Below are 23,190 nucleotides of genomic sequence, written 5' to 3' on the forward strand. Positions count from 1 at the left end.
CCGGTTATGTCGGGCAAATTGAATCGGTTCCCAATATAGGCTCGCCCCGATGCTGCTTCCGGCGGATCGTAACTTGGGCGGCGGAAAAAGAAGCGGACGGGAAAGCAGGCCGCTGCTTTCCCGTCCGTTTGTTGCTCACTCTGCGATGTCGACGCCGCGGAAGTCGTGCAGCCCGACCGGGATGATCTTGTAGCCCGAGACCTCCTTGCGGATCGGCTCATAGACCACCGAATGCGCGATCGGCAGCCACGGGGCCTGGTCGTGGAAGATCACCTGGGCCTCTTCGTACAGCTTGGCGCGCTCGGCCTGGTCGGCCGTGGCCTTGGCCTTCTGGATCAGCGTCTCGAAATCCTGGTTGCACCACTTCGCGATGTTGCTTCCGCCTTCGCGAGCGGCATCGCAGCCCAGCAGGTTGTTGAAGAAGTTGTCCGGGTCGCCGTTGTCGCCCGACCAGCCCATCTGCGCCATCTGGTGCTCGCCGGCCTGGGTGCGCTTGCGATACTCGCCCCACTCGTACGAAACGATCTTGGTCTTGATGCCGATCTTGGCCAGGTCGGCCTGGATCAGCTCGGCGATGCGCTGGGCGTTCGGGTTGTAGGGGCGCTGCACCGGCATGGCCCACAGGTCGCTCTCGAAGCCGTCGGCGTAGCCGGCGTCGGCCAGCAGCTTCTTCGCCGCCTCCGGGTCGTATTTGTAGTCCTGGATGCTGTCGTTGTAGGACCAGATGGTCGGCGGGATCGGGTTCTTCGCCGCCTGGCCGGTGCCCTGGTACACCGCCTCCAGGATCGCCTGCTTGTTCACCGCCATGTCGACGGCCTGGCGCACGCGGACGTCGTCGAACGGCTTCTTGGTGACGTTGAAGGCCAGGTAGCCGGTGTTCAGCCCGGGCTGGCTCAGCACGTTGAGGTTCGGGTCCTTCTGCATCGCCGGCAGGTCGGCCGGGTTCGGATACGGCATGACGTGGCATTCGCCGGCCTGCAGCTTGGCATAGCGCACCGCCGCATCCGGGGTGATGGCGAAGACCAGGTTGTCGATCTTCTCGCGGCCGCTCCAGGCCTCGTCGAAGGCCTTGTAGCGGATCAGCGCGTCCGGCTGGTACTGCACGAAGCGGAACGGGCCGGTGCCGATCGGCACCTGGTCGACCTGCTCCGGCGTCCCCGCCTTCATCATCGCGTCGGCATATTCCGCCGACAGGATCTCGGCGAAGTTCATCGCCATGTTGGCGATGAAGGGCGCCTCCGGCTTGGTCAGGGTGAACTTCACTGTATAGTCGTCGACCTTGTCGATCGCCTTCAGCAGCGTGGGCATGCCCATGTCGCCGAAGTAGTCGTACGATCCGCCCGACACCTTGTGGTAGGGGCTGTCCTCCTTCCACATCCGGTTGAACGAGAACAGCACGTCGTCGGCGTTGAAGTCGCGTGTCGGCGTGAAATTCTCGTTCGAGTGGAACTTGACGCCCTTGCGCAGATGGAAGGTGTAGACGGTGCCGTCGTCCGACACGTCCCAGGACTCGGCGAGCGCGGGGACCACCTTGGTGGTGCCCTTCTCGAACGCCACCAGCCCGTCATAGACCGGCAGCGCCGCGTCGAAGCTGGTGCCGGTGGTGTTGATCTGCGGGTTGAAGTTCTCCGGGCTGCCTTCGGAGCAGTAGACCAGCGTCTTGGCCTCGGCCGACGCGGCCATCCCCGCGGCGAGGGCCAGCGCCATCGCCGTGGCGGACAGGAAGCGGGACATCGGGGTTCTCTCCCTAAAACGGTCGGGCGCCGGTCGCGGCGCCCAGGTTGCGGGGATTACCGCAACCCGGGGGTACGCTGTCAATCCGCGCCCGGGAATCCGCCCGCCGCAACCGTTCCGGACGAGACGGTCAGGCATTAAGTCCGTCGCGACTCGCGCTCACTCCTGCCCCCTTCACTCCTGCATGTCGACGCCGCGGAAGTCGTGGATCCGCACCGGGGTGATGACGTAGTCCAGCACCTCCTTGCGGATCGCCTGGTACTCGACCGAATGGGCGATCGGCAGCCATGGCGCCTGGTCGTGGAAGATCACCTGGGCCTGCTCGTACAGCCTGGTGCGCTCGGCCTGGTCGGCGGTGGCCTTGGCCTTCTGAATGAGTTTTTCGAAATCCTGATTGCACCACTTCGAAATGTTCCCGCCGCCTTCCCGAGCGGCGTCGCAGCCGAGGAGATTGTTGAAGAAGTTGTCCGGATCGCCGTTGTCGCCGCCCCAGCCGAACTGCGCCATCTGGTGCTCGCCGGCCTGCGCCCGCTTCCGATACTCGCCCCACTCGAACGAAACGATCTTCGCCCGGATCCCGACCTTGGCCAGGTCGGCCTGCATCAGCTCGGCGATGCGCTGGGCGTTCGGATTGTAGGGGCGCTGCACCGGCATGGCCCACAGGTCCGTGTCGAAGCCGCCGGCCAGGCCGGCCTCGGCCAGCAGCGTCTTCGCCGCCTCGGGGTCGTAGGGATAGTCCTGGACGCCGTCGTTGTAGGACCAGATGGTCGGCGGGATCGGGTTCTTCGCCGCCTGGCCGGTGCCGCGGTAGACGGCGTCGAGGATCGCCTGCTTGTTCACCGCCATGTTGATGGCGCGGCGGACGCGCACGTCGTCGAACGGCTTCTTGGTGACGTTGAAGGCCAGGTAGCCGGTGTTCAGCCCGGGCTGGCCGATCACCGTCACCGCCGGGTCCTGCTGCATCGCCGCCAGGTCGGCCGGGTTCGGCGACGGGATCACCTGGCACTCGTTGGCCTTCAGCTTGGCGTAGCGGACCGAGGCGTCGGGGGTGATGGCGAAGACCAGCGTGTCGATCTTCTCCCGCCCGCTCCAGGCCTCGTCGAAGGCCTTGTAGCGGATGATCGCGTCCGGCAGGTACTGGACGAAGCGGAACGGCCCGGTGCCGATCGGGATCTGGTCGACATCCTCCGGCGTGCCGGCCTTCATCATCGCATCGGCATATTCCGCCGACAGGATCTGGGCGAAGTTCATCGCCATGTCGGCCAGGAACGGCGCCTCCGGCCGGGTCAGGGTGAAGCGGACGGTGGTGTCGTCGACCTTGTCGATCGCCTTCAGCAGGGTCGGCATCCCCATGTCGCCGAAGTAGTCGTAGGAGCCGCCGGAGACCTTGTGGTAGGGGCTGTCCTCCTTCCACATCCGGTTGAACGAGAACAGCACGTCGTCGGCGTTGAAGTCGCGCGTCGGCGTGAAGGCCTCGTTCGAATGCCACTTCACGCCGCGGCGCAGGTGGAAGGTGTAGACCGTGCCGTCATCCGACACCTCCCAGGATTCGGCCAGGGCCGGCACCACCTTGGTGCCGCCGCGCTCGAACGCCACCAGCCCGTCATAGACCGGCACCGAGGCGTCCAGGCTGGTGCCGGTGGTGTTGATCTGCGGGTTGAAGTTCTCCGGGCTGCCCTCGGAGCAGTAGACCAGCGTCTTGGCCTCGGCCGAGGCCGCGCCGGCCGCCAGGACCAGCGCCAGCGCCGTGGCGCTGAGGAAACGGGACATGAAGCTCTCCCAGTTATTGTTTGGTGGTGGGGCGGCTCAAGCCGCCCGGTCGGGATACAGCCCGGCCAGACCCTCCCGGCTGGCGGGGCAGACGCCGCGCTCGGTGATCAGCCCGGTGACGTAGCGCGCCGGGGTGACGTCGAAGGCCCAGTTGGCGGCGGCGCTGCCCTCCGGCAGGATGCCGACCGTCTCGATCCGCCCGTCCGCGGTGCGGCCGGTGATGTGGGTCAGCTCGCGCGCGTCGCGCTGCTCGATCTCGATCTGGCGGATGCCGTCGGTCAGGGTCCAGTCGATCGTGGTGTAGGGCAGGGCGACATAGAACGGCACGCCGTTGTCATGCGCCGCCAGCGCCTTCAGATAGGTGCCGATCTTGTTGCACACGTCGCCGGTCGCGGTGGTGCGGTCGGTGCCGACGATGCACAGATCGACCAGGCCGTGCTGCATCAGATGGCCGCCGACATTGTCGGCGATCACGGTGTGGGGCACCCCGTGGCCGCCGAGCTCGAAGGCGGTGATGCTGGCGCCCTGGTTGCGCGGCCGGGTCTCGTCGACCCAGACATGCACCGGCACGCCGCCGTCATGCGCCATGTAGATCGGGGCGAGCGCGGTACCCCAGTCGACCGTCGCCAGCCAGCCGGCGTTGCAATGGGTCAGCACGTTCAGGCGGTCCGGCCGGCCCTTCTTCTCCCAGATCTCGCGGAACACGGCCAGGCCGTGCTCGCCGATGGCGCGGCAGGTGGCGACGTCGTCGTCGCAGATCTCGGCGGCGCGGCGATAGGCGGCGGCCACCCGCTCCGCCGGCTTCAGGGCCGCCACCCGGCCGCGCACATCGTCCAGCGCCCAGCGCAGGTTGACTGCGGTCGGGCGGGTGGCCAGCAGCCGGTCATAGGCACCGGCCAGGGCGGCGTCGGACGGGTCGGCGCGCAGCGCCAGCGCCAGGCCGTAGGCGCCGGTGGCGCCGATCAGCGGCGCGCCGCGCACCTGCATGCTGCGGATGGCGTGGGCCGCCTGGTCCTCGGTCTCCAGCACCACCGTCTCGAAGCCGTGCGGCAGCCTGGTCTGGTCGATGATCACCACCCGCCAGCCATCCTCGGCCGGCCAGATGGTGCGATAGGACGTCCCATCAATTTTCATGGCTCAACCCTCGCGGAAGACGGTCTCGGCCGCGTGGCGCAGATCGGCCGGGCCGGTGAAGCGGTCGCGCTCGACCAGGAAGGCGCGGGCCAGGTGCAGCGCCTTGGTCTCGCAGGCGGCGCGCAGATCCGGGTCGGCGATGGTCTCGAGGTCGGCGACATGGGCCAGCCCCAGGATGCGGCGGACCATCTTGGCGCCGGCGAAGCCGACCGTGTCGCGGAACAGCCGGGCCATGGTGGCGCGGCGGTGGGCGTCCAGCGCCAGGGCGCCGTCGCCGTCGGCGAACAGGTCGCGGCTGAAGGCGTCGCCCGTGTTCTCGGCCCGCCACAGCTCCAGGAAGCGCTTTTCGAAGCCGGCCCAGATCGCCTCGGCCTGGACCAGCAGCCAACTGCGATAGCCGGCCCGGTCGTCCGCCGCCGTCGCGTGGCCTCCTTGAGCGAAATAGGCCAGGAAGAAATTGGCCAGCAGGGCGCCGATGTCGAAGCCCATCGGGCCGTAGAAGGCGAATTCCGGGTCGATGGCGCGGCTGTCCGCCTCGGTCACCATGATCGACCCGGTGTGCAGGTCGCCATGCACCAGCGCCTCGGCCCGGGTCAGGAAGGCCCATTTCAGCTCCTGCACCGCCACCTTGGCGGCGGCGTCGGCGCGGAACTCGGCGGCGATGCCGTCCAGCTGCGGCGTGGTCCAGCGGTTCAGCTTCGCGATCCGGTACGGGTCGGTGAAGACCAGATCCTCGGTGATCCGGCACAGCGCGGTGTTGCCGCAGAACGGCGCCATCTTCGCCTTCTTCTCGGCGGCGGGCGCGTGCAGGTCCGAGGTCTTGAACAGCGTCTGGGCCAGGAACTCCGCCATGTGCCCGGCCAGCAGCGGATAGCGGGTGCCGGCAATCAGCCCCTTGCGCAGGATGATGTGCGGCGTCAGCCACTCCATCACGATCAGCGCCATGGCCGCATCGAAATGGAAAAGCTTCGGCAGCAGATGCGGCACGTGGCTCGCCTGCTCGGACAGGGCGTGCCACTCGTACCAGGCGCGGTCCAGCGGCAGCGGCCAGCTGTCGCCGACCAGCCGGACATAGGGCAGGGCCTGCTTGACCACGACGCCGTCCAGGGGGCCGCCGGCGGAGCCGCGGACGATGAACACCAGGTTCAGGTTGCCGTCGCCGACCTCGGTGACGTGCCAGCCGGCCGGGTCGCCGCCCAGCCGGTCGCGGATCGCCGGCAGCGTGGCGAGATAGGGCCGGATCGAGGCCTCGTCCAGCGGCCGGTAGTCCGGCCCGCCGGTCAGCCGGCTCTCCTCACTCATGCTTCAGCCTCCGCCGCGGTCTTGCTCTTGGGCGGGGCGGAGTGTCGGAAGCCGGCTCCCCTGCTGTCAAGCGCGGCGCGGCCGGTCAGGCCACCGGCCGGACCGGGACCGCCTGCGCCCGCTCCGGCCGCGGTTCCTCCGCCGTCGAGTAGTCGACCCTGAGGTCGCTCTCGCTGGTCTCCGGTCCCCACCAGACGGCGGCGACCGTGATCAGCGACAGCGCGATGACGTAGAGCGCGACGCCCCAGGGCGCCCCGTCGAACCAGATCACCAGCATCGCCGACAGGGCCGGGGCGGGGCCGCCGGCCAGGATCGACCCCAGCTCGCGCGCGAAGGCGAAGCCGCTGAAGCGCAGCCGCGGCCCGAACAGCTCGGCGAAATAGGCGGCCTGCGGCCCGAACATGGCGCCGCCGCCGATGCCCATGATCAGCACGAAGGCCAGCAGGATGGCGGTGGTGTCGCCGGTGTTCAGCATCATGAAGAAGGGCACGGCGAACACCGCCGAGAACAGCGCCCCGCCCATATAGACCGGCCGCCGCCCGACCTTGTCCGACAGCCAGCCGAAGAACAGGATGCCGAAGATCTCGGCGAAGTTGCCGCCGAACACCCCCAGCAGCGCCACGTCGCGCGGCAGGTGCAGGGTGTTGATGATGTAGCTGAGGCCGAAGACCGGGAACAGGTAGCCCAGGCCGTTCTCCGCCATCCGCGCCCCGACCACGACCGCGAAGTTGCGCGGGTGGCGGCGCAGCGCGGCCAGGGCCGGCGCGCGGATCGGCGGCTGGCGCTCCTGCGTCTCGGCGAAGACCGGGGTCTCGTCGATCCGCATGCGGATGAACACGCCGAAGCCCAGCAGCAGCAGGCTGATCAGGAACGGGATGCGCCAGCCCCAGGCCAGCAGGTCCTCGTGCGGCAACAGGGTGACCAGCCCGAACACGCCGGCGGCCAGCAGGTTGCCGATGGTCACGCCCATCGGCGCGAAGCTGCCGAAGAAGCCGCGCCGCCCGTCCGGCGCGTATTCCACCGCCAGCAGCACCGCGCCGCCATATTCGGCGCCGGCCCCAAGCCCCTGCAGCAGGCGCATCAGCACCAGCAGCATCGGCGCCCACAGCCCGATCTGGTCGTAGGTCGGCAGGAGGCCGATCAGGAAGGTGCTGCCGCCGACCATCAGGATGGTGATGACCAGCACCGGCTTGCGCCCCCAGCGGTCGCCGAGATGACCGAACAGAAGCCCGCCGAAGGGCCGCGCCAGGAAGCCGACCCCGAAGGTCGCCAGCGACACCAGCATGCCGGTGCTGGGGTCGAATTTCGGGAAGAACAGCTCGCCGAACACCAGGGCGGCGGCGGTGCCGTAGATGAAGAAATCGTACCATTCGAGCGCCGAGCCCACGGCCGCGGCGAACATGACCCGGGTCAGCGGCCGCTTCGCGCCCGCCCCCTGCGGGGGTGCATTTCCCATGGGACGTCCCTCTCCCTTGGTCCGGCTCGGGCCGGTTATTGATGGTTCAAGCCGCCCGGCCCCGTGCGGGACCGGGCTCTGCTCAGGCCGCGGTCTTGCGGTCCGCGAAGTAGCGCGACTTGGCCGTGCTCTGGTTCTCGTAGATCGAGCCCTGGCGCGGCGCCGGCGGCAGCGGCATGCGCACCGGCACATCGGCCAGCCGCGGCGCGATGGTCGGCTCGCCCGCCACGATACGGCTGTCGAATTCCGCCAGGTCCGGCACCCCCATCAGCGGCCAGGCATCGGCCGCGGCGAACTCGTACAGCAGCAGCACGCGCGGCTTGTCCGAGGTGTTCTGGGCCGAGCCGTGCACGGCTCGGACATGGTGGAAGCTCATCGACCCGGCGCGGCCGACCGCCGGCACCGCGCGGCCGAAGTCCAGGCCGCAGGCCTCCGGGTCCATGGCGCCGCAGAAATAGCCGTCGGAATGGTGGTCGTGGACCGGGCCCTGATGCGTGCCGGGCAGCACCAGCATCGCCCCGTTCTCGACCGTGCAGTCGTCCAGCATCACGCCGACGGCCAGGATGTCGTCGTTGGTGTGCGGGTAGAAGGCCCAGTCCTGGTGCCATTCGACCGGCGACCCGAACTGAGGCGACTTCAGGTTGATCTTCGACCCGTGCAGCCGGACGCCCGGCCCCAGCAGCCGCTGCAGGATCGCCACCAGCCGGGGCGACCGGGCGATGTCCCGGAACAGCTTGTGGTGCCTGTGCGGCGTCTTGATCCGCCGGACCCGCGGCGCCTCGGGCGTGTGCCCGGGCTCCAGGTCGTAGACATCGGTGTGCGCCGTGACCGTGCGTGAGCCGTCGATGAACTCGGCCACCACCCGCCGGGCCTCGGCCAGCTGCGCCGCGTCCAGCACGTCCTCGACCACCAGAAGCCCGTCCCTGCGGTAGGCGGCGACCTGTTCGTCCGTGACCATGGCGTTTCTCCCCTGGATTCGGTAGCGCTACCGTGACGGAACGGTAGCGCTACCGCCAAAGCTCGTCAACGCCTGCGGCCCGGCTTGCAAATCGCAGCGGCTTCGCTTCAAGGTCAGCGCCATGCGAGACGACACAGCAGCGAAACCGGGCCGGAAGCCGCGCATCGAGGATGTGGCGGCGCTGGCGGGCACCTCTCCGATGACGGTGTCGCGCGCCCTGCGCGGCGAGGGGAAGGTGACGCCGGAGACGCTGGCGCGGATCAATGCCGCGGTCGAATCGCTGGGCTACGTCCCCAACCTGTCGGCCAGCAGCCTGGCCTCGCGCCGCAGCGGCATCCTGGCGGTGCTGGTGCCGACCATCGGCAACTCGGTCTTCTCCGAGACCGTGCGCGGCGTCGCCGACGTGGCCGAAGGCGCCGGGCTGCACCTGGTGATCGGCGACTACGCCTATTCCGACGACAAGCGCCGCCAGCTGGTGCGCGCCCTGGTCGGCCGCCGGCCGGATGCGCTGGTTCTGGTCGGCGCCGTGCCGGACGAGGTGGTGCGCACGCTGCTGCGCCAGCACGGCATCCCGGTGGTCGAGACCTGGGAGCTGTCGGACGACCCGGTCGACATGGCCGTCGGCTTCTCGAATTTCGCGGCCGGCGTGGAGGTGGCGCGGCACCTGGTCGGGGGCAGCCGGCGGCGCTGCGGCTTCGTCGGCGCGGCCGAAAGCCGGGCCGCGGCGCGGCTGTCGGGGTTCTCGCAGGCCCTGGCCGAGGCCGGCGCCGCCGCGCCCGAGACCGAGACCCCGGCGGACCTGTCGATCGAGGCCGGCCGGGTCTCGCTCGACCGGCTGCTGGCCCGCGCCCCGGATCTCGACGGCGTGTTCTTCGCCACCGACGTGATGGCGGTCGGCGGCCTGCTGGAATGCCAGCGGCGCGGCATCGACGTCCCCGGCCGCATCGCCATCGTCGGCCTCGGCGACCTCGAGATCGGCCGGCAGCTGCGGCCCGCCCTGACCACGATCCGGATTCCCGCCTACGAGATGGGCCGCCGCGCCGGCGAGCTGATCCTGGCCCGGCTGGGCAAGGGAACGGCCGAGGGCCGGATCATCGACCTCGGCTTCTCCCTGGTCCGGCGCCAGTCGAGCTGAGAGGCCTCAGAGACCGTTTGGAAATGCGCTGGCGTGAGTCGGCTGGTGGTGGTTTCGAGACCCGGCGCGCAGCGGACGTTTGAGTCCATGAGCACCGGAAGCGCAGAAACCGCCGTCAGACGGCCACGCCAGGTGCACTTCCAAACGGTCTCTCACCACTCCAGCCGGACGTCGCGGCCTTTGGCGGAGCTCTCGATCGCGGCCTCGATCACCCGGACCACGTCGCGGCCGTCGCGCGGGTCGACCGGCGGCGGCGCGCCGTCGCGCACCGCGGCGACGAAGCCGGCATAAAAGGCGCCGTAGCGGCCGGGCGCGATCGCCAGGCGCTGCGGCTCCGGCCGGCCGGTCTCCTGCCCCACGGTCAGCCACCCGGTCTCCGGCTCCGCCTGCACCGTGCCCGCGCGCAGATGGTCCTCCTGCGGGTCGATCTCCATCTTGCGGAAGGTGGCGCGGTCGCCCTGCACCACCAGCCGTGCCCCGGGTTCCGCCACCAGGATGCGGCAGCGCAGCAGCGCCCGCACCGGGCCGAAGCCGAGGGTGAAGACCGCGTCGTCCACCGCCTCGGCGCCCGGGCGGATGGCGCGCAGCTCCGCCCGCACGAAATCCGGGCGGCCGAACAGCACCAGCGCCTGGTCGATCAGATGCGACCCCAGGTCGTAATGCAGCCCCGATCCCGGCACCGCCTGCTCGCGCCAGCGCGTCCGCACGGTCGGCCGGAACCGGTCGTAGTTGGATTCGAAGGACAGCATCCGGCCCAGCCGCCCCTCGGCGATCAGCTCTCGCAGCGCCAGGAAATCGCCGTCCCAGCGCCGGTTGTGGAACACGGTCAGCACCCGCCGCCGCTCCGCCGCCAGGGCGATCAGGTCGTCGGCCTCGGCCGCCGTCACCGTGACCGGCTTGTCGACCACGACATGCTTGCCGGCCTCCAGCGCCCGACGGGCCACTTCGTGATGGCTGCCGCTCGGCGCCGCCACCACCACCGCCTCGACCGACGGGTCGGCCAAGAGGGCGTCGACGGTGACGATCGGCAGGCCGGGCGGCGCGTCGGTCACCGCCTCGGGGTTGCGCACCGCCGCGGCGGCCAGCGCGGCGCCGGGGCAGGCGGCGATCAGGGGGCCATGGAAGACGCGGGCGGCAGGGCCGTAGCCGATCAGTCCGATGCGAAGCGTCATGCGATGTGGGCCTCGGTGCGGGCGTCGAACACCACGGCGGTCCGGCGGCGTACCGACTCCATACGCCAAGCGGCCGGGGCTGCGGAAGCCGGAATCCCTTGATGATTGTTTGCGGGCCGAAGCTCAATCGACCGCGAGTGCGTCCGCAGGGACGAGAGGCGATTGTGCCGCCGTGCTGCGATGTCTGCTCTGAACCATCACCGCGACCGATGCCGCGTCTCTCGCGGGCCAAGTACGGCAGCCTCCCTTCGCATCTGGGGCAGTATCGGGATATCAGATGATGTAATGGCCTGGATCGGCAAAATATCTTTCCCTTTATCAAATGTTAGGGACGGCGAAGCGGAACGGCGATATGCAACGTATCTGCGGATGTGACGCCGATGGATACGGGCGTTCAGGCCGGATTTTCGGCATGAGTTTGTCGGAACCTGAAAAGTAGTCGGGCGTTTCACCATCAGTTCACACCGAAACGGCAATCAATTCGTCCGATCATTGCGCATCGTCCGGAGGATGGCTCGGGCCTCGATTCCGGAGACGGAGAGACTTTGCCTCGCCGCCGGTGACGGCTGGGCAGGAAAGGGTGGGAGAATGACGAACAGGATCGACCCGTCCGCCAACTTCACGTCCCTGGTGTCGCCGCGGATGCCGGACCTCCGGCGCTATGCGGCATCGTTGACCCGCGATCCGGTGGATGCGGAGGATCTGCTGCAGGAGACGCTGATGCGGGCCTACTGCAAGTTCCATCTCTGGCGGCCCGGCACCAACCTGATGGCCTGGCTGGTGGTGATGATGCGCCGGATCTTCCTGTCGAAATTCGTCGGGCCGGCCAAGCGGGCCGCCAGCCAGTTCCAGATCGAGGATTGCGAGATCGCGGTCCCGGTCAACCAGGAGCAGAGGGTGGAGATCGCCCGGATCCGGGACTCCTGGCCGCGCCTCAGTCACGACCACCGCGAGGTGCTCGAGGTCGTCGCGGTGGGCGGCGCCTCCTACGACGAGGCGGCGGACGCGCTCGGCGTGCCCGTCGGCACCATCCGGTCCCGCCTGGGCCGGGCGCGGCAGAGCCTGCGGCAGCTGAGCGGCGTCCACTGACCGGCGCGAAGACCAGACAAAGGGGGCCCTCGCGGCGCCCTTCCCGCGTCAGCCCTCCAGCAGCTCCGTCGGCAGGTCACCGAGGCGCGCCAGAAGCACCGGCTCGTCCGCCGCGTCCATGTCGGCCGCGAGATCCTGCCGGGCCAGGACGGCACCGTCGGCGCGGCCACGCGCCAGCAGCCGCGCTGCGTGCTCCTCGGCCAGGCGCCGGCTGGCGAAGCCCTGCTCCGTCAGGCGCTGCCACCCGCCGCGCCGCCGCTCACGCCCCCGCGCGAAGCCAATCACCAGATAAAGGGCCGCCTTGACCGGCGACGGCGCCGCGTCGTCGGACAGCGGCCTTTCGACGGTGGGGGGCGCCAGAGCGCCGGGCATCGAGCCGGAATCCGGCCCGTCCGCGACGGGTAAGGGGGGCGAGGCCCGGGCCGGGGCGGCAGGGGCGACGACCGCCGGAGCCGTCGCTGTAGCGGGGGCGAGGCCGGGTGCGTCCGGCAGCAGCGGCTGCGCCGGCGGTGCCGCCGCCCTGGCCGATCGTCCGGCAGCGCGGGGCCGCGCCGGTGCGGCCGGTCTGGCCTCGATCGGCCCGAGCGCGAAAGCCAGTTGCTGGATATGCCCCATGACGGTCCAGGTCGTGGTGAACGACTTGGAACGAATATAGAACAAAGCGTCGTCCTGTCGAGTCCGAACTCCGTGCCGGGCACGATCGGGCCGGCCGGCGCTCAGGCGCACGCCATCCCGGGCGGTCGATCCCGGTCCGGCCGCGTCCCGCGGCGGCCGGAGCGCAGGCTCAGCGCTTGGTCTTCTGCTCGCTCGGGCGCGCGGCGCGCTGGCGGCCGGGCCGGCTGGCGCGGGTCACGCGTGCGGGGCGGCCGGAGCCGAGGCCCTGGCGCTTGGCGTCCGCCGACTTCGCCTTGGTGTAGTTGGGCGCGGTCAGGGGATAATCCGCCGGCAGGCCCCAGCGCTCCTTGTACTGCTCCGGGCTCAGCCCGTAGGTCGCGCGCAGCCAACGCTTCATGGTCTTGAAGCGGCGGCCGTCCTCCAGGCAGACGATGTAGTCCGGGGTGACCGACTCCTCGATCGGCACGGCCGGAACCGGAGGCGCCGCATGCGTCTCGATCATGGCCTGGCCGGCCTCGGCCACACCGTCGCCGCCTGCCTCGGCATGCTCGGCTTCGCCCTCGATCTCGCCCTCGGCCGCCGGGCCCTGGGTGGAGCTGAGGGTGGTGTAGACGTTCCGAATCAGGTCGAGAAGGCTTTCGCTGTCGAGCGTGTTGCGGGACACGTGGGCGACGACGATTTCTTTGGTGAACCTCAGGATCTCGGTTTCGCTTGGGCGGGCCATGACGCTCTTTCTTAGTTAGCGATCCGTCCGGTCGACGTGGCGCGTTTAAAATGCGGCCGCCGAAGGATTCGAATCGCCTCCCTCCACTGGATGGCAAAGAATCTAGTTTCAATTTTAGGATGTTTCGTGCGATTTCCGCAAGATGATAACGCAATGCCGTCGCGATATAGTGGCTGCGGCATAAATGCCGGTTTTCGGGGGCAGGGCGGCCGTGAGATCGCCTCGATTCCCTCTCGATCGTCCGGCGACACTGCAATCCATGGGTTGTAGAGCCGGTCCCGGCCCGTCCGGGCAGCGCGCGCCGCGGCCTATTCGGCGGATCGCGGGCAGATCTCGCGAATGTTTGCATCGAAATCTCCGCTTATTTTCTCGATATCCGCGGTGACGAATCTTCGGAAGGCCTCGGCCATCATGAATCCGGGAGGACTTCGAGGCCGCGGAACACCCGGCCGCCTCTTCGCGTCGGCCTGGCGGCAAGGCTCGGAGAGGCCGATTTCACTTAAAATGGACTTTCGCAATAGTTTTTAAGGATTAACCTGTGGTTCGCTTGCTGGTACGCTGATTTCGCGATTCGGATCGTAGAATATCCGGGTATGCGCAGCCGCGTCGCAATCAAGACAGGATGTTCAGGGAGGGGGAAACCATGTCGGTCGGCTGGCCGGCCATGGAATCATGGGGTTGGTGGGGACAGCGCCTTCGCAAGCCTTCGCCGACAGCGATTCCACTGTGCCGGGCCGGCATCAGAGCTGTGCGTCAGAGGGACGAACGAATGCGAGTTGACCAGCTTGATGAGGCGAGCCGGAAGCAGATCGGGATGGATATGGATCTGCGGCGGCCGCTGTCGCATCACCGGGACTTCGCAGCCGAGATCGCGCGGGCCTTCCGGTCGCGCCAGCCGGCGGCCGTCCCCGAGGATCCCGTGCTGATCCGGAAGATCCTGGCGGCATTCGACGGCCTGTCCGAACCGCCGCGCCCCCGGGCGGGGAAGGCCGCCCGCGCCGCCGAGCCGCAGCGGGTAGCGCCGGTGCCGCTGCCGGAGACCATCGGGCTCGGCTTCCTGATCTGCCTCGAGGACGGCCGGGTCTGCCGCGACCTCGGCCGCCACCTCGACGCGGCGCACGGGCTCAGCCCCGACCAGTATCGCCAGCGCTGGGGATTGCCCGCGGCCTATCCGATGGTGCCGCCGCCGTCGCACGAGGAGCGCCAGGCCTGGCGGCGGCGGCTGGCGCCGCCGCCCGATGGAGCCGAATGCGACCCGGTTCCCCTGCGGCTGCAGGAGGAGAGCCGGCGGATCGGCGCGGGCCGGGCCCGCCGCCAGCACCGCCGGGGCGCGCCCGCCGGGCTGCGGCACGACTGGGTCAAGCCCGGGATGGTGTCCGGCCGCCGCTCGGAAGGGCCGCGGCCCGACGGCTTCCGGCGCTAGAGCCGGATATTTGAACGGGAAGCGCGAGGCGCTCCCGTTCAAATCTGAATCCGGCCCTAAACTCATGAGTCGGAAGCCGTCGACGGGCTGCTCCGCCCAGAGGCTACTCCGCCCAGAAGATGTCGCTGAGCGCCTGTCCCCAGGGCGGGACGAGGCCGCCATCGGCATCCTTGACGATGTTGGTGTAGTCGCTGCACAGCGACATGTGCCAGTTGCGGGACTCGCCCGTCCGCGTGTCGGTCAGGGTCCGGCTGTAGTCGTCACGGCTGCCGCTGTCGCTGATCGTCAGGCCGGGCACCGGGCTGCTGCGGAAGCTGTAGGGCGGGCTGCAGGTGTCGCGCTCGAACAGCGTTTTGCCCAGCGTGGCCGCGGCCTGCCGGTTGCGCGGATGCACCCAGTCGCCGCGGGCCCATTTCTCCCAGCGGGTCAGGCCGAACTCCTTGGTCCAGTAGGTGATCTCGACCTGGGTCGCCGGTCCCGGCCCCTGGCCGTCCTTGCTGGAGCTGGAGAAGCGCAGCGAGATCAGGGTGTCCAGCGACTTGCCGTCCTTGTAGGTGAAGCGGTCGCGCATCCACAGGGTGAAGGGGCGGGCGAAGCGCTTCGGGCACCCGGCCTCCGGCTCACCGCCGTCCTTGGCGGTGACCAGCTTGCTCTGGAACGTCTCGAAGCCGCCCTGGCCTTCGGGCGGCAGCGTCGCCGGGCCGATCACCCAGCCGTAGCGGAACCGGCCGGAGGTGTCGGGCGCGCCGGCGCAGGACGGGGTCAGCCAGTAGGACAGCGCGACCGGGCTCCAACTGCCCATGATGTAGCCCCAGCGTTCGTCGACCCATTGCACCGACCCGCCCTCGCGGCCGGTGTCGAGCTTGCCGAAGCTGGGCGCGTCCGGGGCGGCGTCCGGGCAGCTGTGGTCGACGCCGCGGTCGTAGAAGCTGACGATGCGGGTGACGCCGCGCTTCTCGATCGGGATGTTGTCCTTCGACACCGTGCCCAGGCGCTGCGGGCAGGGCGCGCCCGGGCCCGGGTAGTTGTGCAGGTGATAGGGCACGGCCTCGCCGGCGCGGATGTTGCGGCGCCGGGTGCAGTCGCGGTCGCCCGGCACCAGCGCCGGCTCGATCCGGTCGTGCTGGTCGACGCAGACATCCATGATCATGAAGTCTTCCAGCCGGTCGGACTGGGCCTGGGCCCGGGCCGGCGGCGTCGCGGCCAGGCCGGCGGCCAGCGCCAGGGCGGCGGGGAGCAGGAGGCGGATCTGCATGCGCGGTCTCGTCATTGCTGTCTGATTTGGGCCTTGCTCCCCCGCGGCCAGCATCGTCGAAACCGTCGCTCCCGCGAAGCGGCCGGATGTCGCACGATAAGTTTTCGTAGGTTTTGAGCGTGAAGGCGATTCGGGTGCCGCGGCCGCTATCCGCGCCATGACCCCAGGAAAGCCGGATTCATGTTTGCTCGACACATCATGTTGATCTGAAAACGGATTCTATACCCAAACCGAAAGGTGCCTCCAGGGCCGCATGATGCAGATTTTTCCTTCGCACTGCGATTTCGCACTGCAAAAGGCATGACAGCAGCGGCGATTCCGGCTTAAAACCTTCGGGTCGAAACTGGAATCATGGAAACCCGATGGCCGTGCCGGGCAACGAGACCATTCGCGCTTTGGCCGCCTCGGTCAGGCAGCGGCAGATCGTGCCGTTGACCTGGGTGGCGGCGACGCGCGAGCAGGACTACGTCAATCTCGGCGACGCGCTCAGCGCGGTGATGGTGTCGCTGCTGTCGGGCCTGCCGGTCGAGCATGTGGCGCATGAATCGCGGCGCCTCCGCATGGCCGCCGTCGGCACCATCGGCCACAGCCTGAAGGAAGGCGAGGTCGTGGTCTGGGGCACCGGCAGCTCGCGCTGGCGCAACCCCTCGGCCCCGGCCGATCAGCGCATGGCAGTGGCGCCGCTGCCCGGCACGCGCCTGCACATCGCCGCGACCCGCGGTCCGGTGTCGCGCCGGATCCTGGGCGAGGAGAACGCGGTCGGGCCGGCGGTCTACGGCGACCCGGTCTGGCTGCTGCCGCAATTCTACCCCGGGCCGCCGCGCAAGAAATGGAAGCTCGGCGTCATCATCCATCTGGCCGATCTGCAGGACCGCTCCTTCGAGGTCCGGCCGAAGGCGGAGCACATCCGCTACCAGGTGCCGGCGGAGCTGGCGGGCGACGTCAAGCTGATCCACACGGTGACGCCGATCGGCCTGGACGGGATGCGGGCCCGGCTGGACGAGATCCTGGAATGCGAGCGGATCGTGTCGACCAGCCTGCACGGCATGGTCTTCGCCGAAAGCTACGGCATCCCCTGCCTGTATTTCTCGCCCCGGGCGCCGCGCGGGCTGCACAAGGCCGAGCTCGACCCCGACGGCACGCTCGACCTCCGCATCGTCGACCTCTATCGCGGCCTCGGCCGCACCAGCCTGCCGATCTACGGCCAGCCGCGGCGGGAGCGGACCGACTGGCCGGCGCTGATGGCGGCGATCGACCGGGCCTGGCAGCAGCCCGATTTCGACACGGCGCCGCTGCTGGAGGCGTTCCCGCTGGACCACGATCCGCTGCGGCCGGGCCGCGGCGAGACCGTGTTCGAGCATCCGGTGCTGCGGCAGATCCCGCTGCAGCACCGGCCGCAGACGGTGATCCGACCTGCCGCCGAACGCCGGCCGGCGGCCGGGCCGCTGCAGCGCATGGCGGCGCTGCTGCGGCGGCCCCAGACGGACCGGGCCTGATGCGGCATCCCGGTCCGGCGATCCGAAACCGACCCTTTCGAAGTGGACGAGACGCATGATGAACAGCTTGTTGCGGGCCACGCGCGACGCGGGACAGATCCCGCTCTCCTGGGCCGGCTCGACCAAGGAGATGGACTATCTGAACTTCGGCGATGCGCTCAGTCCGGTCATGGTGGCCCTGCTGTCCGGCCTGGACATCGCCCGCGTCCCGACCAGGTCGAAATCCGTGCGCATGGGCGCCGTCGGCACGATCGGCCATGGGTTCGAGGGCGGCGAAGTCTGGTTCTGGGGCACCGGCTGCTCGGGCTGGAAGAATCCGTCGGCGCCGATGCCGGAGCGGCTGCCCTTCACGGTGCCGCCGGAGTCCACCTTCCACGTGCCGGCCAGCCGCGGCCCGGTCTCGGCCAGGCTGCTCGGCGGCAAGGCCAAGGGCGGCGTCTATGGCGACCCGGTCTGGCTGCTGCCGCGCTTCTACAAGCCGAAGATCGAGAAGAAGTGGGATGTCGGCGTCATCCTGCACCTGTCGGAGCTGGCGGACCGGTCCTTCACCGAGGCGCGGCCGCGGGCCGACTACAAGCGCTTCGATGTCCCCGCCGATCTCGCCGGCCGGGTGCATCTCATCAACACGGTCACACCGATCGGCATCGGCGGGCTCAAGGACAAGATCGACGAGATCCTGGCCTGCAAGCGGATCGTGTCGACCAGCCTGCACGGCATGGTGATCGCCGAAAGCTACGGCATCCCCTGCCTGTACTTCTCGCCGCAGGGCGACGAGCCCGGCCTGACGCTGACGGAGCTCAATCCCGAGGGGACGACCGACCTGCGGATCGTCGACCTCTACACCGGCATCGGCAAGCAGAAGATCTGGAGCTACAGCCAGCCGCGCGGCATCGCCACCGACTGGCAGGACGTGATCGACACCATCGACGATGTCTGGGAACCGGTGTCGATCGACGAGGATGCGCTGATCAACGCCTTCCCTCTTGATGCCAAGCCGCTGACGGCACCGGCCGGCAAAACCGTGTGGGACCACCCGGTCCTGACCGGCCTGGTGCTGCAGCATTCCGTGGACGAGCTGCGCCGGGAAGACCGCAAGCGTGTCGCCCTGGCCCGGGCCGGCGAGGTCAAGACCGAAGCTCCGGCTCCAGCTCCGGCTCCGGCCGTGAAGCCGGCTCCAGCCCTGAAGGTCGTTTCCGCCATGACCGCTCCGACGACTCCGCCGCCGGCCAAGCCCGTGGTGTCCGCCCCCGCCATGACCGCCGGATCCGCCGCCGTCGCCCGGGCGCCGGCCCCCGAGCCGATCGTCGAGCCGGAGCCCGCCCCGGCACCGGTTCCGGTCGCCGCCCCGGCCCTGGCCAACACCGAGGGCGCGTCGCGCGACCGGCTGGAGACGCTGCTGCGCTTCAACGCCAAGCGGCTGTCGATCCCGCTGTCCTGGGTCGCCACCACCAGCGAGCATCCGCACGCCAATCTCGGCGACGCGCTCAGCGCCGTGGTGGTCGCCGCCATCGCCGGGCTGCCGGTGCGCCGCGCCGCCTTCGACGACGCGTCGGAGCGGATGGTCGCGGTCGGCACCATCGGCCATGCCCAGAAGAACGGCGTGCTGCACTTCTGGGGCACGGGCATGGATGCGACGCTGAACCCGGTCGACCGCTCGATCCGGCAGTACATGCGGCCGCAGAACACCGATTTCGTCGTGCACGGCGTGCGCGGCCGCAAGACCCAGGCGGTGCTGCGCGGCCAGGGCATCAAGGTGCCCGACGTGTTCGGCGACCCGGTCTGGTTCCTGCCGCGCATCATGCCGATGAAGCACGTCAAGAAGACGCACGAGCTCGGCGTGATCCTGCACATCTCCGAGCTGTCCTCGATGGATCCGCAGTCGGGGGTGAAGGAGGCGCTGAAGCGCTACAACATCCCGCCCAGCCTGGCGGGCTCGATCCGGCTGATCAACACCTACACCGCGCCGAAGGTCGACGCCTTCGCCGCCAAGGTGGAGGAGATCGTGTCGTGCAAGCGGATCATCTCGACCAGCCTGCACGGCATGGTGATCGCCGAGACCTACGGCGTGCCCTGCGGCTGGTTCGGCACCTATGAGGGCGGCCGGCTGCTGCTCGACGTCGACGATCCGGAGAACCGGATCGACCACCGCATCCGCGACTTCTACTCCGGCGTCGGCAAGCCGGGCGTGATCGCCTTCTGCCGCGACCGCAGCCTGGAGACGCCGTGGGAGGACGTGATCACCTGGATCGACGAGACCTGGCAGCCGCTGCGCTACGACGGCCGCGACCTGTTCGAAGCCTTCCCGGTGGCGCAGTCGGTGTCCTTCGACGATGCCCTGTGGCCGGTGTCGGGCGACGTCTACGCCCGCATCCCGTTCTGAGGCCGTGAGATGAACGGGCGATCCCAGCGCCCGTTCGCCGCTGCGGCGCGGCTGGCCGACAGGCTTGCTTCGCCGCGGCCCGTCCCGCCGCAGCCGGTTCCTCCTCCGCCGGCTGCGGCGCGGGCGATCCCGGCCCCGGCCGGCACCGGACACCAGCGCGTCGTGCTGGTCCTGCAAGGCGCGGCCACGCCGTTCCAGCGGCGCCTGGCGGCGGCGCTGGAGGCGGCGGGCGCCCGCATCGTCAAGGTCAACATCTGCGGCGGCGACGTGGTGTTCTGGCGCCGCCCGGCCGTCGCCTTCCGCGGCCGGTTCGAGGACTGGCGCGGCTTCGTCGCCGGCATCCTCGACCGCGAGGGCGTCACCGACCTGGTGCTGTTCGGCGACTGCCGGCCGCATCACGAGGTGGCGGTGGATCTCGCCCGCCGCCGCGGCCTCAGGCTGCACCTGTTCGAGGAGGGCTATCTGCGTCCCGGCTGGGTCACCTGCGAGGCCTGGGGCGTCAACGGCCATTCCGACCTGCCGCGCAGCCCGGCCGCCTTCCTGGCCCTGGCGCGGAGCGTCGAACCGCCGGCGCCGGCGGCGCCGGCGCCGTCCTATTTCCTGCACCGGGCGGTGTGGGACGTGCTGTGGACGGTCGGGCTGGTGGCGCTGACGCCGGCCTTCCCGCATTACCGCCACCACGCCCTCGACCACCCGCTGGTGGAATATGCCGGCTGGCTCGGCCGCTTTCTCCGCGCCCCCTGGGCCAGGCGGCGGGCGCGCCGGGTGATGCAGGGCCTGTCCGGGCAGGCCGGGCGCTACTACCTGCATCCGCTGCAGCTCGACACCGATTTCCAGATCCGCACCCATTCGCCGTTCCGCGATACGGTCGAGGCGGCGGAGGAGGTGATCGCCTCCTTCGCCCGCCATGCCGGTCCCGGCACCCGGCTGGTGGTGAAGCTGCACCCGCTGGATTTCCGCCCGGTCGCCAAGCAGCGGCGGATCGAGGCGCTGGCGACGCGGCACGGCGTCGCCGGCCGGGTCGACTTCATCGACGGCGGCGATCTGCAGCAGCTGGTCGACGGCGCCGTCGGCGTGGTCGTGGTCAACTCCACCGTCGGCCTGTTCGCGCTGGAGCGCGGGACGCCGCTGCAGACGCTGGGCACCGCCGTGTTCGACCTGCCGGGCCTCAGCTTTCAGGGCGGGCTCGACCGCTTCTGGGCCGAGGGCCGGCCGCCGCGCCCGGACCTGCTGGAGGCGTTCCGCCGCGTCGTGGTGGCGCGGACCCAGATCCGCGGCAGCTTCTTCTCGCTGCGCGGCATCGACCTGGCGGTCGACGGCGCCCGCCGCCGCATCCTGGACGATGAGATGCAGCCGCTGCGCGAGGCCGCCTGGGCGGCGCAGGCCGGAGAGACGGCGTGACCCCCCAGGCGAACGCCGTCGTCGTGACCGGGGCGTCGCACGGGCTCGGCGCGGCGCTGGCCCGGCACTATGCGGCGCCGGGCGTGGCGCTGGCCCTGATCGGCCGCAACGCCGCCCGCCTGGCCGAGGTCGCCGAAACCTGCCGGCGCCGCGGCGCGGTGGTGGAAACGGCCGAGATCGACGTGCGCGACGGCGCCCGGCTGGGCGAGGTCCTGCGCGGCTTCGACGCCCGCCATCCGGTGGCGGTGGTGATCGCCAATGCCGGGGTCGAGGCCGGCCTGGCCCCGGGCCGCGGCTGCGAGCCGGAGGATCTGGTCACGGCGCAGCTGCGCATCAACCTCGAAGGCGCGATCGCCACCGTCTCGCCGCTGATCGACCCGATGCGCACGCGCCGCTTCGGCCGCATCGTCCTGATCTCATCGCTGGCGGCGCTGATGCCGCTGGCCGACCAGCCGGCCTATTCCGCCTCCAAGGCCGGGCTGATGGCCTGGGGCGAGGCGCTCTTGGCCTGGCTGCGGCCGGACGGCATCCGCGTCACCGTCGCCTGCCCCGGCTTCATCGCCACCGGCATGAGCGACCGCTACCGCGGCGCCCGGCCGTTCCAGTGGAGCGCCGAGCGTGCGGCGAAGCACATCGCCGACGGCGCCGCCCGCGGCCGCGCCATGGTGGCCTTCCCCTGGCCGCTGGTCTGGCTGATCCGGCTGGGCCGGCTGGCCCCGCGCCCGGTCCGGGCCGCCTTCATCGACCGCTTCCTGCGCTTCGAGATCGACGCCCCGGCGACCCTTTAGCCCCGAGCGGCGGCGCTCAGCCGCTTCGCCACCGGCGCCTCCCGCAGCAGCTGCTGCCGCTCCTCGGCGATGACGGCGACGGCGCGGTCGATCTGGTCGCGGGTGTGGTCGGCGGTGACGAAGCAGCGCAGCCGGGCCGACTTCTCCGGCACCGCCGGATGCACGATCGGCGAGACGTTGACGCCGCGCTCCAGCAGCCGGTTCGACAGCAGCACCGCCTGCAGCGAATCCCCCAGGATGATCGGGATGATCGCATGGCCCTGGGCCAGGCCGGTGTCCAGCCCGGCGGCCCGGGCGCGCTCCAGGAAATACCGGGAATTGGCCTGCAGCCGGGCCACCCGGCCATCCGTGTCGGCGATCAGCAGCTCCAGCGCCGTCAGCGCCGCCATCGTCGCCGGCGCCGGCATGCCGACGCTGTAGACGAAGCCCGAGGCCGTCACCTTCAGATAGTCGACCAGGGCGCTCGGGCCGGCGATATAGCCGCCGCAGGAGGCCAGGGTCTTCGACATCGTGCCCATCCAGATGTCGACCTGCCGCGGGTCGATGCCGGCGGCCTCGGCGATGCCGCGCCCGGTCGGGCCCAGCACGCCCAGCCCATGCGCCTCGTCGACCATCAGCCAGGCGCCGAAGCGCCGCTTGATCGCCACCAGCCGGGGCAGGTCGATGATGTCGCCATCCATCGAATACAGGCTCTCGACCACGATCAGCACGCGCTGCCAGCGGTCGCGCTCGGCCGTCAGGATCGCTTCCAGCGTGTCCAGGTCGTTGTGCGGGAAGGATCGCCGCTGCGCCCCGGACAGCTGGGCGCCGGTGATCACGCTGCTGTGGATCAGCGCATCGTGCAGGATCAGGTCGGCCGGGCCGGTGATCTGGCCGATGGCGGAGACGTTGGTGGCATGGCCGCTGACGAAGGCGACCGCGTCCTCGACCCCGTGCACCTCGGCCAGCCGCCGCTCCAGCGCCGCGTGGAACGGCCGCTCGCCCGCCACCAGCCGGCTGGCCGAGACCGAGGTGCCGTACTCGTCGACCGCCGCCTTGGCCGCCGCGGCCACGGCCGGGTGGCCGTTCAGCCCGAGATAATCGTAGGAGGCGAAGTTGATCACCTCCCGCCCGGCGATCCGCGACACCGCCCCGGCCCGCTGCTCATGGGTGCGGAAGAACGGGCTGGCGACGCCCAGCAGGTCGGCCGCGGCGCGCTGCATCCGCAGCGTCTCATAGCCCGGCAGGGTCTCGAAGGCGGTGTCGTAGGACCGCGGCTCCGGCGCCGCCGGCACCTCGACCGGCGCCGCGGCCTTGCCGCGCACATCGGCGATCAGCGACCGCAGTTCGGCGTCTGACAAACGTCCCTTACTCATCGC

The 23,190-nt window shown here is 70.1% G+C and carries 18 protein-coding genes; 7 read left to right on the forward strand and 11 right to left on the reverse strand.

The features are described from left to right. Positions 1–135 precede the first annotated feature (135 nt). From ACFW16_RS11560 to ACFW16_RS11585, 6 genes are all read right to left on the reverse strand, one after another. Positions 136–1,734: an ABC transporter substrate-binding protein gene (locus tag ACFW16_RS11560; protein ID WP_380304952.1), complete on the reverse strand. Its 1,599-nt coding sequence runs from the start codon at positions 1,732–1,734 to the stop codon at positions 136–138. A gap of 174 nt (positions 1,735–1,908) precedes the next feature. Continuing rightward, on the reverse strand, positions 1,909–3,504 hold the full coding sequence (locus tag ACFW16_RS11565) for an ABC transporter substrate-binding protein (RefSeq protein ID WP_380304954.1): 1,596 nt from the start codon (positions 3,502–3,504) through the stop codon (positions 1,909–1,911). A 36-nt stretch (positions 3,505–3,540) separates the two neighbouring features. Further along, positions 3,541–4,638 (reverse strand): S-methyl-5-thioribose-1-phosphate isomerase, encoded by a 1,098-nt coding sequence (gene mtnA / locus ACFW16_RS11570; RefSeq protein WP_380304956.1) that lies wholly within the window; start codon positions 4,636–4,638, stop codon positions 3,541–3,543. Between the two features lie 3 nt (positions 4,639–4,641). After that, positions 4,642–5,940 carry an S-methyl-5-thioribose kinase gene (gene mtnK / locus ACFW16_RS11575; RefSeq protein WP_380304958.1) on the reverse strand — a complete coding sequence of 433 codons (1,299 nt, stop codon included), beginning with the start codon at positions 5,938–5,940 and terminating at the stop codon, positions 4,642–4,644. A gap of 85 nt (positions 5,941–6,025) precedes the next feature. Next, positions 6,026–7,396 (reverse strand): MFS transporter, encoded by a 1,371-nt coding sequence (locus ACFW16_RS11580; RefSeq protein ID WP_380304959.1) that lies wholly within the window; start codon positions 7,394–7,396, stop codon positions 6,026–6,028. An 82-nt stretch (positions 7,397–7,478) separates the two neighbouring features. Further along, a complete protein-coding gene (locus tag ACFW16_RS11585; protein ID WP_380304961.1) occupies positions 7,479–8,354 on the reverse strand; it encodes a phytanoyl-CoA dioxygenase family protein in 876 nt (291 codons plus the stop codon). Between the two features lie 121 nt (positions 8,355–8,475). On the opposite strand from ACFW16_RS11585, the gene ACFW16_RS11590 reads away from it, so the two are divergent. Next, positions 8,476–9,489, forward strand: coding sequence for a LacI family DNA-binding transcriptional regulator (locus ACFW16_RS11590; RefSeq protein WP_380304963.1), 1,014 nt, complete (start codon positions 8,476–8,478; stop codon positions 9,487–9,489). A gap of 152 nt (positions 9,490–9,641) precedes the next feature. Here the strand turns inward: ACFW16_RS11590 and ACFW16_RS11595 are convergent, their stop codons facing one another. Next, complete coding sequence (locus ACFW16_RS11595) at positions 9,642–10,661, reverse strand: Gfo/Idh/MocA family oxidoreductase (RefSeq protein ID WP_380304965.1); 1,020 nt, start codon at positions 10,659–10,661, stop codon at positions 9,642–9,644. A gap of 588 nt (positions 10,662–11,249) precedes the next feature. On the opposite strand from ACFW16_RS11595, the gene ACFW16_RS11600 reads away from it, so the two are divergent. Further along, complete coding sequence (locus ACFW16_RS11600) at positions 11,250–11,750, forward strand: sigma-70 family RNA polymerase sigma factor (protein WP_380304967.1); 501 nt, start codon at positions 11,250–11,252, stop codon at positions 11,748–11,750. A gap of 48 nt (positions 11,751–11,798) precedes the next feature. Here the strand turns inward: ACFW16_RS11600 and ACFW16_RS11605 are convergent, their stop codons facing one another. Both ACFW16_RS11605 and ACFW16_RS11610 read right to left on the reverse strand, forming a co-directional pair. Next, the gene (locus ACFW16_RS11605; RefSeq protein WP_380304969.1) at positions 11,799–12,410 is read right to left on the reverse strand and encodes a hypothetical protein; all 612 of its coding nucleotides are present in this window, start codon (positions 12,408–12,410) and stop codon (positions 11,799–11,801) included. Between the two features lie 124 nt (positions 12,411–12,534). Further along, positions 12,535–13,089 carry a MucR family transcriptional regulator gene (locus ACFW16_RS11610; RefSeq protein ID WP_380304972.1) on the reverse strand — a complete coding sequence of 185 codons (555 nt, stop codon included), beginning with the start codon at positions 13,087–13,089 and terminating at the stop codon, positions 12,535–12,537. Positions 13,090–13,903: 814 nt separating this feature from the next. Here ACFW16_RS11610 and ACFW16_RS11615 point away from each other — a divergent pair. Continuing rightward, complete coding sequence (locus ACFW16_RS11615) at positions 13,904–14,512, forward strand: MucR family transcriptional regulator (RefSeq protein ID WP_380304974.1); 609 nt, start codon at positions 13,904–13,906, stop codon at positions 14,510–14,512. Between the two features lie 103 nt (positions 14,513–14,615). Here ACFW16_RS11615 and ACFW16_RS11620 read toward each other — a convergent pair whose 3' ends face one another. Continuing rightward, the gene (locus ACFW16_RS11620; RefSeq protein WP_380304976.1) at positions 14,616–15,767 is read right to left on the reverse strand and encodes a hypothetical protein; all 1,152 of its coding nucleotides are present in this window, start codon (positions 15,765–15,767) and stop codon (positions 14,616–14,618) included. A 362-nt stretch (positions 15,768–16,129) separates the two neighbouring features. On the opposite strand from ACFW16_RS11620, the gene ACFW16_RS11625 reads away from it, so the two are divergent. From ACFW16_RS11625 to ACFW16_RS11640, 4 genes are read left to right on the forward strand one after another with little or no spacing between them, the layout of a single operon-like run. After that, a complete protein-coding gene (locus ACFW16_RS11625; RefSeq protein ID WP_380304978.1) occupies positions 16,130–17,263 on the forward strand; it encodes a polysaccharide pyruvyl transferase family protein in 1,134 nt (377 codons plus the stop codon). A 58-nt stretch (positions 17,264–17,321) separates the two neighbouring features. Further along, positions 17,322–19,643 (forward strand): polysaccharide pyruvyl transferase family protein, encoded by a 2,322-nt coding sequence (locus tag ACFW16_RS11630; protein ID WP_380304979.1) that lies wholly within the window; start codon positions 17,322–17,324, stop codon positions 19,641–19,643. A gap of 9 nt (positions 19,644–19,652) precedes the next feature. Further along, positions 19,653–21,044 carry a capsule biosynthesis protein gene (locus tag ACFW16_RS11635; protein WP_380304981.1) on the forward strand — a complete coding sequence of 464 codons (1,392 nt, stop codon included), beginning with the start codon at positions 19,653–19,655 and terminating at the stop codon, positions 21,042–21,044. Continuing rightward, the gene (locus ACFW16_RS11640) at positions 21,041–21,832 is read left to right on the forward strand and encodes an SDR family NAD(P)-dependent oxidoreductase (RefSeq protein WP_380304983.1); all 792 of its coding nucleotides are present in this window, start codon (positions 21,041–21,043) and stop codon (positions 21,830–21,832) included. The genes ACFW16_RS11635 and ACFW16_RS11640 overlap by 4 nt, the downstream gene beginning before the upstream one ends. Here ACFW16_RS11640 and ACFW16_RS11645 read toward each other — a convergent pair. Then, positions 21,829–23,187 carry an aminotransferase class I/II-fold pyridoxal phosphate-dependent enzyme gene (locus ACFW16_RS11645; RefSeq protein WP_380304985.1) on the reverse strand — a complete coding sequence of 453 codons (1,359 nt, stop codon included), beginning with the start codon at positions 23,185–23,187 and terminating at the stop codon, positions 21,829–21,831. The genes ACFW16_RS11640 and ACFW16_RS11645 overlap by 4 nt on opposite strands. Positions 23,188–23,190 lie beyond the last annotated feature (3 nt).

The organism is Inquilinus sp. NPDC058860 (assembly GCF_042743185.1).
In the GTDB taxonomy this organism is placed as follows: domain Bacteria; phylum Pseudomonadota; class Alphaproteobacteria; order DSM-16000; family Inquilinaceae; genus Inquilinus.